This is a genomic window from Mycolicibacterium xanthum (assembly GCF_019710635.1).
Taxonomy (GTDB): domain Bacteria; phylum Actinomycetota; class Actinomycetes; order Mycobacteriales; family Mycobacteriaceae; genus Mycobacterium; species Mycobacterium xanthum.
The window spans coordinates 28693-42161 of the sequence record NZ_JAIFZS010000003.1; the positions used below are offsets into that span (position 1 = coordinate 28693).

Consider the following 13469-nt stretch of genomic DNA (forward strand, 5'->3'; position numbering starts at 1 on the left):
GCACACTGGACCCATGGACCCGGTAGCGGCGTTACGGCAGATCGCCTATTACAAGGACCGCGCGCGCGAGGATCCCCGCCGGGTGATGGCCTACCGCACCGCCGCCGACGTGATCGCCGCACTGACCGGCGAGCAGCGCGACCGGCACGGCGCCGCCAACAGCTGGCAGGCGCTGCCCAAGATCGGGCCGAAGACCGCGGCGGTGATCGCGCAGGCGTGGGCCGGCCGAGAGCCGGACGTACTGGTCGAATTGCGGGAATCCGCCGAGGATCTCGGTGGTGGCGAGATCCGCGCCGTGCTGCGCGGCGACCTGCACGTGCACTCGGACTGGTCGGACGGATCGGCGCCGATCGAGGAGATGATGCTGGCAGCCCGCGACCTCGGCCACGAGTACTGCGCGCTGACCGATCACTCCCCGCGGCTGCGGGTCGCCAACGGACTGTCGGCCGATCGGCTGCGACACCAACTCGACGTCATCGACGAGGTGCGCGAGCGGGTCGCCCCGATGCGCATCCTCACCGGCATCGAGGTGGACATCCTCGAGGACGGCTCGCTGGATCAGGAACCGGACCTGCTCGAGCGCCTCGACATCGTGGTGGCCAGCGTGCACTCCAAGCTCGCGATGGGCGCCCCGGCGATGACCCGGCGCATGCTCAACGCGATCGCCAACCCGCACACCGACGTGCTCGGTCACTGCACCGGCCGGCTGGTCACCGGAGGGCGCGGTGTGCGGCCCGAATCGAAGTTCGACGCCGAGAAGGTCTTCACCGCCTGCCGGGACAACGGCACCGCCGTCGAGATCAACTCCCGCCCCGAGCGTCGCGACCCGCCGACCCGGCTGCTGAACCTGGCCATCGACATCGGGTGCGTGTTCTCGATCGACACCGACTCGCACGCGCCCGGGCAGCTCGAGTTCCTCGGCTACGGCGCCCAGCGCGCGCTGGATACGGGCCTGGCCGCCGATCGCATCGTCAACACCTGGCCTGCCGACAAGCTGCTGGACTGGGCCGCCCGCTAACGAGTCGCAGCGCTCAGTCCGGGAGCAGCGGGGTCTCCAGGCCGGGGCCGCGGCCGATGAGCACCCCGCGGGTCAATGCCGAGTTGCCGAAGCGGCCCCGGACTGCGTCGACGGCCGTATCGATGTCGTTTCGGTCCACCGACAGCGGCGGTATCCCGAAGGGCAACTCCAGCTGCTGGGCGCCGTCGCGGTCGATGTTGCACACCGCGAACCCGATCAGGGTCAGCCCACGCTCGGCGATCAGCGGGCCGGCCGCGTCGACCAGGGTGCGCGCACTCGCCAGGATCTCCGCGTTGGACGCGGTGGCGCGCGGCATGGTGTGTGAGCGGGTGGCCCGGCCGAAGTCGTCGAATCGCAGACGGAGTACGACGGTGCGACCGGACCGGCCGGCGGTGCGCATCCGCCGAGTGATCCGGTCGACGAGGTTGACGACGACCGCGTCGACCTCGGAGGGCGACATGTCGTTGCCGGCCCGGCCCAGCGCGCGCTGCGCCCCGACCGAGCGGCGCCGGTGGCCGGTGACGACCCGGCGCCGGTCGATGTTGCGCGAGAGCCTGTAGAGCTGGCGGCCCATGGCTCCGCCCACCAGCGAGCCCAGCGTCGTCTCGTTGAGCCCGGCGATGTCGGCGACCGTCTCGATGCCGTGCGCGCGCAGCCGCTCGGCGGTCTTGGCGCCGACCCCCCACAGCCGGTGCACCGGCAGCGGGTGCAGAAACGCCAGCTCGCGGTCCGGCGGCACCAGGAGCAGCCCGTCGGGTTTGGCCTCCTGGCTGGCAACCTTGGCGAGGAACTTGGTCCGGGCGATGCCGACGGTGATCGGCAGCCCGACCCGCTCGCGGACCTGTTCGCGTAACCGGGCGCCGATCTGTACGGGCGTTCCCGACACCCGGTACAGCCCGGAGACGTCGAGGAACGCCTCATCCACCGACAGCGGCTCGACGATCGGGGTGGTGTCGTGGAAGACGTCGAACACCGCTGCGCTGGCATGCGAGTACGCGCTCATCCGGGGCGGCACGACGACGGCGTGCGGACACAGTGTCCGGGCCTGCCGCCCGCCCATCGCGGTGCGCACCCCATAGGCCCGGGCCTCGTAGCTGGCGGCCAGTACCACCCCGCCGCCCACGATCACCGGGCGCCCGCGCAGCGACGGATCGTCGCGCTGCTCCACCGACGCGTAGAACGAGTCGAGGTCCGCGTGGAGAATGGCAGCCACGTCGGACACGAACATATGTTCGCATCGGATGCCGACAGGTCAGTGGGAGGCGCCGTAGATGGCGTTCAGCCAGATGTGGACGAGGTTGTCCAGCACCCGGTGATCCGGGATCGCCGGCTGGTGGCCGGTGAACGCCGCCGTCATCACAGATTCGTTCAGCAGGTTCAGCGCCGTCGACAACTCGACGGACGGTACGGTCACCGGAGCCGCGCCGTTGGCGCGCTCGGCGTCGATGACTGCGGCGATGTGGTCGATCCAGCGCTGCATCGAGGTCGCCCAGAGGGCCCGGGCCTCGGGGCTGGACGACCTGGCCGCGCACACCGCGCGGTGAGCGCCGAAGGTCTCGAAGAACGCGTTGATGCCGTCCCGCCAGATGCTGAGCCGGTCGGCGGGCCGGTCGGCGACCAGTCGCTGCAGCGCGGCGTCGGCCTCGGCGATGACCCGTTCGAGCAGCGTGAGCAGCACCGCGTCCTTGGACGGGAAATAGAAGTAGAAGGTCGGTCGCGAGATCCCGGCCCCCCGGGCGAGGTCGTCGACCGAGATCTCGGCCAGCGGCCGCCGCTCGAGCATGAGTTCGGCGGTCTCCAGGATCGCCACCTCGCGGTCGTCGCCGGACGGGCGCACCGTGCGCCGGCCGTGGCCGTGGCGGGCCCGGCTGGCGGTGGTCACGGCAGTGACGATCTGGCGGTGGTCACGGCAGTGACGAGCTGGCGGTGGTCACGGCAGTGCCGATCTGGCGGTGGTCAGGGCAGTGACGATCGGGCGGTGGTCACGGCAGTGCCGATCTGGCGGTGGTCAGGGCAGTGACGATCGGGCGGTGGTCACGGCAGTGCCGATCTGGCGGTGGTCAGGGCAGTGACGATCGGGCGGTGGTCACGGCAGTGCCGATCTGGCGGTGGTCAGGGCAGTGACGATCGGGCGGTGGTCACGGCAGTGACGATCTGGCGGTGGTCACGGCGGTCACTTTACACGGTGTCGATCGTTTCGACACTGCGTTGACTCCTTCGACGAGGCGTTGATAGCGTTTACAACATGACCGAATTTGTCGACGTCGTTATCGTCGGAGCCGGGATCTCCGGCATCAGTGCCGCCTGGCATCTGCAGGGCCAGTGTCCCGAGAAGAACTATGTGATCCTCGAACGGCGGGACAAGCTCGGCGGCACCTGGGACCTGTTCAAGTACCCCGGAATCCGGTCCGACTCGGACATGTACACCCTGGGGTTCCACTTCAAGCCGTGGGCGACCGATCAGATGATCGCCGACGGTCCCTCGATCTGGAACTACCTGAACGAGGCCGCCACCGAGAACGGCATCGACAAGCACGTGCGCTACGGCCACAGGGTGCTCGCCGCCAACTGGTCAGACGAAGAAGGCCACTGGGAGTTGACGATCGAGCGTGATGGCGAGCTGATCCAGATCAACGCGGGGTTCCTGTGGGCCTGCAGCGGCTACTACAACTACGACGATGGCTACTCGCCCACGTTTACCGGTGCAGACGAGTTCGGCGGCACCATCGTGCATCCGCAGCATTGGCCGGAGGATCTCGACTACCAGGGCAAGAAGATCGTCGTGATAGGCAGCGGAGCGACCGCGATCACGCTGATCCCCGCGCTCGTCGACAGCGGCGCGGGACATGTCACGATGCTGCAGCGCACGCCCACCTACATCGGGTCGCTGCCCGACAAGGACCCGTTCGCCGCGCGCGCGTTCCGGCGTCTCCCAGAGAAGATCGCCTACCGGGCGGTGCGCTGGAAGGCGATCCTGCAGTCCATGGCGCAGTACCAACTTGCCCGCGTCGCGCCCGACACGTTCCGGAAGGCGTTGCGCACCATGGCCGAACGGCGTCTGCCGGAGGGCTATGACTATGACCGGCACTTCAGCCCGAACTACAAGCCGTGGGATCAGCGCGTGTGTCTGGCCCCCAACGGCGACATCTTCAAGGCCATCCGCAAGGGTGCCGCCGATGTCGTCACCGATGAGATCGAACGGTTCACCCCCGAGGGGATCCTGCTGAAGTCGGGCGAGCGACTGGACGCCGACATCATCGTCACCGCAACGGGTTTGAACGTGCAGTTCTTCGGCGGCGCCCAGGTGCTGCGCAACGGCACACCGCTGGACGTCACCGAGACGGTCGCATACCGCGGCCTGATGCTGTCCGGCGTGCCGAACACGGCGTTCACCTTCGGCTACACCAACGCCTCGTGGACCCTGAAGGCCGACCTGACATCCGAATACGTCAGTCGGCTGCTGCGCTACATGGACGAGAAGGGATACGACATCGTCGTCCCACACGATCCCGGAGACGACGTCGAACGGCGGCCGTTCGTCGACCTCACGTCGGGGTACATCAAGCGTGCGCTGCACCAGCTGCCGAAGACGGGTTCGAAGTCGCCCTGGCAGCTCAGGCAGAACTATCTGATCGACCTGCGGATGATCCGCAGCTGCAAGGTCGACGACGGCGAGCTCGACTTCTCGCGGCGCCGGGTTCCCGCGGCATCTACCGCCCGGACGGTGTGACGACCACGATCCCGTCATCGTCGCTGTAGGCGATGTCGCCGGGGGTGAACACCACGCCGCCGAACTCGACGGCCTCGCCGCGGGTGCCCTCGCCGGTCTTGGTGCTCTTACGCGGATTGGTTCCCAGCGCCTTGATGCCGATGTCGAGGGTGCGCAGAGTCGATGCGTCGCGTACAGCGCCGTTGACGATCAGGCCGGACCAGCCGTTGGACCTGCCCAGCTCGGCGATGACGTCGCCGACCAACGCGGTGTGCACCGATCCGGCGCCGTCGATCACCAGCACCCCGCCGTGGCCGGGTTCGGAGAGCACCGACTTGAGCAGTGCGTTGTCCTCGAAACACCGCACTGTGGTGATCGGTCCTGCGAACTGCGGGCGGCCGCCGTACTGGCCGAACTGCAGGTCGCAGCTGCGGACGTCGGGCCCGATGTCGTCGACCAGGTCAGCGGTGGGGCGCGGTGTCACGGTCACCGCGCCATTATCCCAGGGGCCGGATCGCTCCGGCCGGGCCCGGTCTAGTCGCCGCCGCGCCGCGCGGCCCACAGCACGACGACGATGGCGAGCAGGCCGGTGATGACGGCCGCGGCGATGGGCAGCAGCGCGGATTCGCGGGGGGCCGTGGTGGCCGGCGCCGGGGTGGAGACGGCGTCGCTTGCGGTGGCGACCGTCGACTTCGCTTGCGCAGCCGTTTCTTTGGCGGCCGATGCCAGGCTGCCGTTGGTCGCGGCGAGCTGGGCAGGCGCGGCGGCGGGCGGCGGCGGGGTCTTCTTGGCCGGTGCGGCCTTCTTCGCTGGAGCCTTCTTGGCAGGTGTGGCCTTTTCCGCGGATTTGTTCGCGGCCTTGGCCGCGGCCTTCTTGGCCGGTGCCTTCTTGGCGGGAGTCTTCTTAGCCGCAGCGGCCTTTTTCGCAGGGGTGGCCTTCTTCGCGGCGGGGGCCTTCTTCGTCGGCGGCACCGGGGGTTGTGCCGCAGGGGTTGCGGCGTCGGGACTTTCGTCGGGCCGCTCCGGCTCGTCTGCCATGTCGCTGCTCCTTTGAGTGTCTGCACCCGGCAGTGGACCCCATCATGCCAGGTCGGTCCTCGGCCCCCGCGGGGTCACGACCGCCGTACCGCCCACAACGCCGCGGCGGCGACAATCGCCGTGGCCGCCGCGACGAACGGCCACACCGGCGGGTCGTCATCGGTGGTGGTGGGGGTCGAGGGCGGTGCCGCGTTCGCGACGGTCGATGTGGGGGAGCCTGGCGGTGGGCTGGTCGCCGGAGGCGCCGCAGTCACCCGATAGGACCACGAACCGGACACGACATGACCGTCGGCCGACGTGGCGCGGTAGTTCACGGTGTATACGCCCGCCGGTGCACCGGGCCGCAGCCCGACGCCGATCTGCGCGCCGTCGACGGTCGGATCCCCATCCGACCACTGCTGCCTATCGGGGCCGATCACGGCCATCGCGGCGAACTGGGCCTGCATCGGTTCGTTGAACGTGGCGCTGACCCGCACCGGCGGCTGGGCCAGCTCGCCGTCACCGGCCGGGTCGCTCGCGATCAGCGCGGCATGCGCCCGGGCCGAACCGGCGCCGATCAGGGCGGCGCCAACGAAACCGCAGCTCACGGCGGTCAGGATGGCCAGGGCGGCGGTCCATCGGTGACGTGCCGGCATGCGATCTCAGACCACGCCGAGCCGGGCCATCAGGTCCGCATCGATGCCGTCGAGCTGTTCGGCGATGGCGGCGTGCGCTGCCCGCCGGCGCGCCGGCGGCATGTTCTCGGCGGCTGTCACCGCCGCAGCGAGGTCGCGCAGCCTTTCGTCGATCGCCGCGACGAACTGCTTGGCCTCGGCGTTCTTGGGATCCTTGGGTTTCTTCTCGCTGAGCGTGCGCAGTGACTGCTCGGCTCCGGCGATGCGGGCCGACAGGTGCGCGCCGTGCCCGGAGAACTGGCCGAGCTGGCTCAACGGCACACCCAAACGGTCGGCGCGGCGCTCGTCGATCAGCCCGCGTGCGGCGATGGAGGCACGGTAGGCCAGCGGCACCACCACCGGCGCCAGCAAACGTGACACGGTCAGTGCCCTGCGAACCCGGGAGGGCGAGAGGAATTTGCCCTCGCGGGCAGCCTTCAGTTCGGTTTCAGCAACCTTCAGTGCGGCCCGGTCGCTGGCCCGCTGGGCCTTGAGTTGCGCGTTGAGCGCATGCGCCTGCGCCTTCTGCTCGGCCTTGAACCGGCGGGCCTCGTTCTTGGCCGACAGTTTCGCCTCGAGCTTGGCCTTGGTCTTGAGCGCGCGGGCCTCGGCCCGCCGGGTTGCCCGGGATTTACGTCGTCTGAACAGACCCATCCCAGCGGCCTCCCGTTCTTTCGTCGGCGCGTCCCGGCCCGGGATCAGGCGGGGACGATGACCCACCCTAGCGTTCGGTGTGCAGCGGCGTTTCCGCGGCCCGACGGCCGGGGTGTTTGTGGCTCTCAGCAAATTGACCCGCGGGTTTGTGCGAGAATCGGCTGATCATCGGGTCGGGACGGGGTGAACGCCTCAAGGGGTGGTGACGACGTGGGTTCGCGTGCGCGCATCGGGGCAGCGGCCTGCCTGGTTGCGTCTGGCCTGCTGGCCGGGGGTACGGCCACCGCGCCGGCCTTTGCCGAGCCCGGGGCGTCGACCAAGGAGGACGTCGCGGGCGCTGCGACGGCGGAATCGTCGCGGCAGCCCGGGCACCGGCACGACGGTCACGAGGAACGGTCGGACCCGCCCGCCCGCAGCAGTGGGCGTCCCGCGACGGACGCCGCCGCCGCGGTCGACGTAGGGGATTCCAGCGGTCCGGAGGACGACCCCATCGACCCCAGCGGTTCGGAGGACGACCCCATCGACCCCGGCGCCGACCCGGACAGCGAGCCAGCTGACCTGGCCGTCGATGGTGGGGCCGACGGCGACCCGGTCGACCCGGAGGCCGAGGAGAAGCCCCGGCCTCCGTGTTGTGAGCAGGGCGACGAGGACTGCGGCCCGGGTGGTTGGCCATGGCCGTGGCCGCCGCCGCGGGTCGCGCCCGAGGAGGTCGGCTCGGGTGGGGACTACCGGTTCGGGGGAGGGCTCCCCTCCCGGTTGCCGGCCGGCCCGATCCGTTCGGTGCCGTCGGCGGACGAACTGCCCGAGGTCCTACCGCCGCTCGGCGATCCCGTGCGGCCCGACGCGATCGACACCGTGCCCGGCATCGGGGTGGGCGCCGGCGGTGTCGCTGGGGCGCCGATGAGCGCGCCCCTCGTCGTCGCGGGCCCGATCGGGCCCGCCGCGGGTGCCGGCCTCCCCGCAGCCGGGGCCGGCTCCCCCGGATTGCCCGCCGCCCCGCGCCAGGCCAGCGCGACACCACCGCAGGCCCGGCAGTCGGCGCCCGCGACCGCGGGCGCCAACGTGCGGGTCCCGGCGGCGTCCTACCGGGTCGGCTACGGGGAGTATCTCCGCACCGCGGGTATGTCTCAGGTGGCTGCCCTGGCATTGCCCGGGTTGGCTGGGATTCTGGTGCTCACCGGTGCCGGCGGGTTGCTCGGGTACCGCCAGGCCAAGGCCGGGCACGCGGTGCGCACCATTGGAATCGCACGCTTCATGAACTAGCGGGAACTGCCCACCCCGGCGTGGTGAGCAGCGCATAGTGGACCATCGAGAGGAGGTGTCATGTCTGCCAGCCGTCACGTCACCCGTGCCGTCAGCGAGGTACTCGACCTGGCTCCGCGGCACGGGGAGGTGTCACTGACCCGTCTGGTCGACGCCGTCAGCGACAACCGCGGACGACGTATCGACATCACGACCGCAGAACTACCGCCCGGGGTGTGTGGCCAGTGGCGTCAGTACGTCGACCATGACGTCTTCCTGATCCAGCGTGGGCTACCGACCTGGGACCGCACGCTGGCGCACGAACTCGGTCATCTGGTGTTGTGCCACGACGGCATCCCGGTTGTGCAAGCAGCCGAGGAGCAGACCGAGCTGGCCGGCAGTGACCTGATCGGCTACATGCTCAACCAGCGCACCGGTTGTATGGGACCCAACGGCGAAGACGCCGAGCAGGAGGCCGAGGACTTCGCGGCGCTGCTCATCTACCGGCTTGGCCGGCTGCCCTCCGATCGCTCGTCGATCGTGCAGGTCCGCCTCGGAGAGGCGTTTGGTTGATCATCTGGGTGATCGCCGGTCTGCTCGGGTTGGCCACCGGTCTGCGTATCGGCTGGGCCCTGGTCAACAAGCAATCGCTGGTGAGCACCGCGATGATCCTGGCACTCGGCAGTCTCGGCGTCGTCGCCGCACTCAACTGGCTGCCGCTGACACTGCTGATCGACACGGCGGTCCACTGGCCCAACATCTCCGTCGGACTGAGTCAGGTCGCCCTGATCGCGAGCGCCGCCGGCAGCTGCGTGATGATCACCACCGTCTCGTCGATCCGGAGCCCCTCGACCGCCAGGAAGATCGCGTTCGCACAGTACTTCGTCGCGGCGGTGATCGCCGTCGTCAGCCTCGTCGTGTTCTTCGCAGCCGGCCAGCAGCCGGAGATGGCGCCCGAGGAGTATCTGCGACGCAACCTGGGTTCCGGTGGAAATGCACTGCCGTGGTTGCTGCCGCTGCTGTACGTGCTGCTGGCGCTGAGCCTGGTGGTCTGGGCCGGGTTGCGGCACTCCAACCGGACGCGGCGCGGGCGGGCGCTGTTCGTCTTCACGGTGGGGATCGTGCTGATCGTGCTGGCCCTGGCCTTCTTCGTGCTTCGTGCCCTCGGCACGTCCGGGCTGGTGGGGGTGGGTGCGGCGGCGACCCTGCTGGGTTGCGCGATGCTCGTTGTCGCGGCCGGTTCGCTGCTTCCCAGCCTGGAGGACTGGTTCGGGGCGCGCCGCGAACTGCGCCTGATCCAGCCGCTGCTCACCGAGCTCGGAGAGCGCCACCCCGATATCGGGATCGGAGTGCGTCCACGGGGACCGCTCGCGTTCCGGGTGGCCGAGCGGATGTCGCTGATCTCCGATGCGCTCTTCCTGGAGGCCACTGCGGCAGAGCGCGCGCTGCGCCGGGTGGACAGCGCGGGCGGCGCAGCCGCCGACGTCGATGATCTGCCGGACCTGGTCGAGAGTGCCGATCTGTCCGCTCCGGAGGTGACCCCGGTGCAACAGGCCGAAGCGATCGCCGACTGGATCTACGCGGACACCGACGGTGCGACAGGGGCGGACCGGGCGGCCTTCCCGGGTCTGGCTTGGTTACGTCAGCCCGACTCACACTCCGACCGGGAATGGATCCTCGAGATCGCAAAGCAGTACCGCCGACGCACCCGAGGTGCCGGTAACCCCGAGCCGGCGTGAACCCCGATTCGCCGACCGCCACGTCACCGCGGCGACGCGGCTAATCGTCGAGGTTCTCGCGACGACGGAGTTCATCGACCTTCTGGACGATGTCCTGCTTAGCCTCGGCCGACAAGCCGACCGTACGGGCCGCAATCCGGCGAACACCCTCGTCGCGCATGCCCGCGAGCAGCGTGAGCTCCTTGTCGAGCTTCTCGTAGTATTCGTCGTCGGTGAAGTAGGCCGGCTTGATCCGGAAGAAGTTGGCAAGCGCGGCCATCGTCGCTACGGAGGGGTTGGTTCGGTTGCCCGAACGCAGCTGCGACAGGTACGGCGCGGACATGGTGACACCTTCGGCCTTCAATGCCGCGATCACCTCCGCGGAGGTGTGCGGACCGCGTCCTGGCGGGTAGACCGTGTCGAACAGCCGGTTAAGGCGAGCGGCGAACGTGTTGCTCATCGGTTTGACCTCCAGGGGGAAAAGAGCGGCATTGCAGGGCGGCGTATTTGCTGACTATCGTAGCCATAGTTGTGGGCACAACCAAGTGCAAACGACGTAAAAGTTGGTCCGGTTCAGGCTGGGGTGCATTGCCGCCGGCTGGGGGCGGTATGGTGCCGGGACTCGGCGCCGCGACGGCTACCGTGCGACTAGGCAAATAATAACGCCAGCGTAGCTACCATCCCCAGGGCTGTGCCGAAACTCAACGGGTCGATCGGGTGCCCAATTGGGCGGGCAACCGCGGGATCGTTGACTGATGGCATCCTCGAAGTTTGCTGGCACCCTCTTGTGGACTGTTCGCTCAACGCGGCGGGTCCGTGCTCCGCGCCTCGTCGCGGCACGATCTGCGGCGTTCTGCCGGCGCGCGGTGGGTGCCGACGGTGGCGGTAGCCAGTGGCATGCCCGCCGAGGTCCGGTGCCGACCGTGACCAGGTCGGCGTCGCGCTTCGGCCCGGGCGTCGCGCCTACGCGGCGAGCAGCATGGCGAGGATGGCGGTGTCGGGATGGCTGATCGGGTCGACGCCGACCCGGCTGACCATCGAGGTGACGGTGCCGTCGGATTCCGCCTCCACCCAGGCGGCCCGATGCTCGAGGCCGAGGTGGGGAAGTCCGGGGAGGAGCACGCAGCCCGATGCGGCTCCACTGCATTCCGGCAGCGACGGGGTGGTCTCCGACGGCGGATGCAGCATCATCAGCGCCGGCGGCTGGCGATCGGCGAAATGACCCGGGCCGACCGCGGAATCGCCGACCACCGGCCCCTCGGCCAGGACCAGGCCCACGGTGCCCGGCTCGGGCTGGTCGGGCAGTTCCTCGCGGACACCGAAAATCGTTGTGGTGGAAAGTAATCCGGGGAGGGAGGCGACGCGCACCGCGACCATCAGCAGTTGTGCCCACTCCTTGGTGGAATCCGGCCACCGCCCCGACACCACGAAGCCCTTGAGCGATCCACGCGAATGAAACGGAGCGATCTCGATCGCCCGCCCGGACCCGAAATCCATCTCGCCTCCCGGCACCCTGGAGCAGATAGCCCGACACGCCTGTGGGTCGATCCGCTCAGAATGCGGCAGGTCCGTACCGGCACGCAAGTGGACACGACCGGCAACCCGGGGGGAACCAAAAAACCGGCCCGGCCGAAGTGGCCGGGCCGGGTGGTTATCCGTCGTGGTGGACGAGCGCTGCGTCAGGCGGGCGGGTACACGCCCATACCCTTGGCCTTCTCGGTCTGCCAGAAGATGTCGGCGATCTCGTCGATGGTCGCCAGCAGCTTCTCGGCGACGGCGACGTCGAGCGACTTCTTCACGTCGCCGGCGCCGTGGATGCCGTCCCAGAACAGCTGGTGCAGGTTCGGGAACTGCTCGAAGTGGTCCTTGGTGAAGAAGTCGGCCCACAGCACCATCAGGTGATGCTTGACCTCCTCGGCGCGCTGCTCCTTGATCAGGATGGCGCGGGTCTTGAAGTGGTCGTCGTCGGAATCGTGGTACTTCTGCAGCGTCTTGAGGCACGACAGTGCCTCGATCTTGGCCTGCGCGGGGTCATAGACGCCGCAGTACAGGTCGCAGTGGGCATGGGCGGGGGTGGAGTTGGCGAAGAGTCGATGCAGCATGGACCTAACTTACCCTTAGGCCATGCGCCGAAACCATCGGCCGCGACCCATTCGCTGGCGCTCGCCGTTGCGCAGCTTCGTCGTCGTGGAGGACTCCATGCGCCCGGCACTTCAGCCGGGCGACGGGCTGCTCGCGGTACGTTTCGGTGCGCCCAGGGTGGGGCAGTTGCGGTTGTTCCCGCATCCCTGGCAGTCCACCCGCTGGTTGGTCAAGCGCGTGACGGCGGTCCACGGCAGCGGCCGGGACGCGATCTTCGAGTTCCGTTCGGACAATCCGGCCGCACCCGGAGCGGTCGGCTCCGATGAGTTGGTGCCGGTGTCGGTGGCCGGGTCCTACCGGGTGGTGTTCACGGCGCGGGGCAGGCGGGCCCGCTAGCAGCGGGAGGCAGTGGGCCGGGGCTCAGCGGGAGGCAGTGGGCCGGGGCTCAGGTCAGGACGATCAGGGCGAGAATGCCCAGCAACACGAGGGCGATGACGCCGGCGCGCAGGAAGGCCATCGACTGGCTTCGGGTGTACACGCGCGATGGGGTGTTCCACTCGGATGGCGGGAATGCCGACCCCGAACCCGTCGAAGACGACGCCATCAGAAGCTCCTCCCCTGCACGCTGCACACCCTTTCCCGGTGAGATCTCTGTCACAAGCTGCTCGTGTGACGCCGATCATAACCTCTCTTGTTCCCTGCTGAGAAATCGGGCACAGGTGTCTGAGTATTACACCGCGATTACTTAGCCCTACGAGCGATTTCGCTGCCGCGGCCTGCGCCCTGTTGATCGCCGTGGCGTTGCGGGGTCGCGTTATCCACAGCACCGGCCGGTGTCGATCCCGACTGGGCAAGCTCACGAGGCCGGACTGGGCATGTGTCCTGTGGATGAAGTTGTGCAAACTGTGGATAGCGTCCGGATTGCTACCCGGGTTCTTTTGCTGGTGTGCCCCACCACCGTCGTGCCAGCATGGCGTCATGGACGACACAGTTGTGCCGCAGGTGGCCATCGAAGACATGCCGCTGACCTTTCACGACACCGAGGGCCCGGTCGTGCTGCTGGACGTCCGCGAGGACGACGAATGGCGGCGCGGGCATGCGCCTGGTGCTCAGCACATCCCGATGGGCGACGTCCCGGCACGGATGGCGGAGATCGACACCGAGGCGCAGCTGTTCGTGGTCTGTCACGCCGGGGGCCGGTCCCAGCGGGTCGCCCAGTTCCTGGCCCGCAACGGCTACGAACCGGTCAACGTGACGGGCGGGATGCTGGCGTGGACGGGCGCCGGCCGTCCGGTGGTGACCGACGACGGTGGTCCGGGCACCGTCTGACCGGGCACCGCGGCGACGCAATTAGG

At 69.0% G+C, this 13469-nt stretch carries 17 protein-coding genes; 7 read left to right on the plus strand and 10 right to left on the minus strand.

Annotation, left to right across the window (positions count from 1 at the left end; translation table 11 throughout):
- The first annotated feature begins 13 nt into the window (after positions 1-13).
- Entirely contained in the window at positions 14-1018 is a 1005-nt protein-coding gene (locus JDV09_RS02465) for a PHP domain-containing protein (protein WP_221367537.1), read from the plus strand.
- 13 nt (positions 1019-1031) lie between these two features.
- Here the strand turns inward: JDV09_RS02465 and dinB are convergent, their stop codons facing one another.
- Both dinB and JDV09_RS02475 read right to left on the minus strand, forming a co-directional pair.
- Positions 1032-2246: a DNA polymerase IV gene (dinB, locus tag JDV09_RS02470; RefSeq protein ID WP_221367538.1), complete on the minus strand. Its 1215-nt coding sequence runs from the start codon at positions 2244-2246 to the stop codon at positions 1032-1034.
- 24 nt (positions 2247-2270) lie between these two features.
- The gene (locus JDV09_RS02475) at positions 2271-2900 is read right to left on the minus strand and encodes a TetR/AcrR family transcriptional regulator (protein WP_221367539.1); all 630 of its coding nucleotides are present in this window, start codon (positions 2898-2900) and stop codon (positions 2271-2273) included.
- A gap of 363 nt (positions 2901-3263) precedes the next feature.
- Here JDV09_RS02475 and JDV09_RS02480 point away from each other — a divergent pair, with 363 nt between their 5' ends.
- A complete protein-coding gene (locus tag JDV09_RS02480; protein ID WP_221367540.1) occupies positions 3264-4748 on the plus strand; it encodes a flavin-containing monooxygenase in 1485 nt (494 codons plus the stop codon).
- Here JDV09_RS02480 and rraA read toward each other — a convergent pair.
- From rraA to JDV09_RS02500, 4 genes are all read right to left on the minus strand, one after another.
- A complete protein-coding gene (gene rraA / locus JDV09_RS02485) occupies positions 4729-5217 on the minus strand; it encodes a ribonuclease E activity regulator RraA (protein WP_221367541.1) in 489 nt (162 codons plus the stop codon). The genes JDV09_RS02480 and rraA overlap by 20 nt on opposite strands.
- 44 nt (positions 5218-5261) lie before the next feature.
- Positions 5262-5765, minus strand: coding sequence for an Rv3852 family protein (locus JDV09_RS27135; protein ID WP_221367542.1), 504 nt, complete (start codon positions 5763-5765; stop codon positions 5262-5264).
- Between the two features lie 74 nt (positions 5766-5839).
- On the minus strand, positions 5840-6400 hold the full coding sequence (locus tag JDV09_RS02495) for a copper resistance CopC family protein (RefSeq protein ID WP_221367543.1): 561 nt from the start codon (positions 6398-6400) through the stop codon (positions 5840-5842).
- A 6-nt stretch (positions 6401-6406) separates the two neighbouring features.
- Positions 6407-7072, minus strand: a complete 666-nt coding sequence (locus JDV09_RS02500) for a DUF6474 family protein (RefSeq protein ID WP_221367544.1) — start codon at positions 7070-7072, stop codon at positions 6407-6409.
- A gap of 210 nt (positions 7073-7282) precedes the next feature.
- On the opposite strand from JDV09_RS02500, the gene JDV09_RS02505 reads away from it, so the two are divergent.
- The 3 genes from JDV09_RS02505 to JDV09_RS02515 are packed head-to-tail and all read left to right on the plus strand — an operon-like array spanning position 7283 to position 10053.
- Positions 7283-8335 carry a hypothetical protein gene (locus tag JDV09_RS02505; protein ID WP_221367545.1) on the plus strand — a complete coding sequence of 351 codons (1053 nt, stop codon included), beginning with the start codon at positions 7283-7285 and terminating at the stop codon, positions 8333-8335.
- 60 nt (positions 8336-8395) lie between these two features.
- Positions 8396-8887 carry an ImmA/IrrE family metallo-endopeptidase gene (locus JDV09_RS02510; RefSeq protein ID WP_221367546.1) on the plus strand — a complete coding sequence of 164 codons (492 nt, stop codon included), beginning with the start codon at positions 8396-8398 and terminating at the stop codon, positions 8885-8887.
- Positions 8884-10053 (plus strand): hypothetical protein, encoded by a 1170-nt coding sequence (locus JDV09_RS02515; protein WP_221367547.1) that lies wholly within the window; start codon positions 8884-8886, stop codon positions 10051-10053. Before JDV09_RS02510 ends, JDV09_RS02515 begins: the two co-directional genes overlap by 4 nt.
- A gap of 40 nt (positions 10054-10093) precedes the next feature.
- Here the strand turns inward: JDV09_RS02515 and JDV09_RS02520 are convergent, their stop codons facing one another.
- The 3 genes from JDV09_RS02520 to sodN form a co-directional block, all read right to left on the minus strand.
- Positions 10094-10492, minus strand: a complete 399-nt coding sequence (locus tag JDV09_RS02520) for a helix-turn-helix domain-containing protein (protein ID WP_011782790.1) — start codon at positions 10490-10492, stop codon at positions 10094-10096.
- Positions 10493-10995: 503 nt separating this feature from the next.
- Positions 10996-11529 (minus strand): peptidase, encoded by a 534-nt coding sequence (locus JDV09_RS02525; RefSeq protein ID WP_221367548.1) that lies wholly within the window; start codon positions 11527-11529, stop codon positions 10996-10998.
- Between the two features lie 182 nt (positions 11530-11711).
- Positions 11712-12134, minus strand: coding sequence for a superoxide dismutase, Ni (sodN, locus tag JDV09_RS02530; protein WP_221367549.1), 423 nt, complete (start codon positions 12132-12134; stop codon positions 11712-11714).
- Between the two features lie 22 nt (positions 12135-12156).
- Between sodN and JDV09_RS02535 the strand changes: the two genes are divergently transcribed.
- Positions 12157-12510: a S26 family signal peptidase gene (locus JDV09_RS02535; protein ID WP_255604736.1), complete on the plus strand. Its 354-nt coding sequence runs from the start codon at positions 12157-12159 to the stop codon at positions 12508-12510.
- Between the two features lie 49 nt (positions 12511-12559).
- On the opposite strand, the gene JDV09_RS02540 is transcribed toward JDV09_RS02535, so the two are convergent.
- Positions 12560-12718 (minus strand): hypothetical protein, encoded by a 159-nt coding sequence (locus tag JDV09_RS02540; RefSeq protein WP_221367550.1) that lies wholly within the window; start codon positions 12716-12718, stop codon positions 12560-12562.
- 374 nt (positions 12719-13092) lie between these two features.
- Between JDV09_RS02540 and JDV09_RS02545 the strand changes: the two genes are divergently transcribed.
- Positions 13093-13443 (plus strand): rhodanese-like domain-containing protein, encoded by a 351-nt coding sequence (locus JDV09_RS02545; protein WP_221367551.1) that lies wholly within the window; start codon positions 13093-13095, stop codon positions 13441-13443.
- The last annotated feature ends 26 nt before the right edge of the window (positions 13444-13469 follow it).

Bases quoted from the DNA above. Each gene is read 5' to 3' on its own strand.
- JDV09_RS02465 (WP_221367537.1), top strand. From the start codon at position 14: ATGGACCCGGTAGCGGCGTTACGGCAGATCGCCTATTACAAGGACCGC.
- dinB (WP_221367538.1), bottom strand. From the start codon at position 2,246: ATGTTCGTGTCCGACGTGGCTGCCATTCTCCACGCGGACCTCGACTCG.
- JDV09_RS02480 (WP_221367540.1), top strand. From the start codon at position 3,264: ATGACCGAATTTGTCGACGTCGTTATCGTCGGAGCCGGGATCTCCGGC.
- JDV09_RS27135 (WP_221367542.1), bottom strand. From the start codon at position 5,765: ATGGCAGACGAGCCGGAGCGGCCCGACGAAAGTCCCGACGCCGCAACC.
- JDV09_RS02495 (WP_221367543.1), bottom strand. From the start codon at position 6,400: ATGCCGGCACGTCACCGATGGACCGCCGCCCTGGCCATCCTGACCGCC.
- JDV09_RS02500 (WP_221367544.1), bottom strand. From the start codon at position 7,072: ATGGGTCTGTTCAGACGACGTAAATCCCGGGCAACCCGGCGGGCCGAG.
- JDV09_RS02510 (WP_221367546.1), top strand. From the start codon at position 8,396: ATGTCTGCCAGCCGTCACGTCACCCGTGCCGTCAGCGAGGTACTCGAC.
- JDV09_RS02520 (WP_011782790.1), bottom strand. From the start codon at position 10,492: ATGAGCAACACGTTCGCCGCTCGCCTTAACCGGCTGTTCGACACGGTC.
- JDV09_RS02525 (WP_221367548.1), bottom strand. From the start codon at position 11,529: ATGGATTTCGGGTCCGGGCGGGCGATCGAGATCGCTCCGTTTCATTCG.
- sodN (WP_221367549.1), bottom strand. From the start codon at position 12,134: ATGCTGCATCGACTCTTCGCCAACTCCACCCCCGCCCATGCCCACTGC.
- JDV09_RS02535 (WP_255604736.1), top strand. From the start codon at position 12,157: ATGCGCCGAAACCATCGGCCGCGACCCATTCGCTGGCGCTCGCCGTTG.
- JDV09_RS02540 (WP_221367550.1), bottom strand. From the start codon at position 12,718: ATGGCGTCGTCTTCGACGGGTTCGGGGTCGGCATTCCCGCCATCCGAG.
- JDV09_RS02545 (WP_221367551.1), top strand. From the start codon at position 13,093: ATGGACGACACAGTTGTGCCGCAGGTGGCCATCGAAGACATGCCGCTG.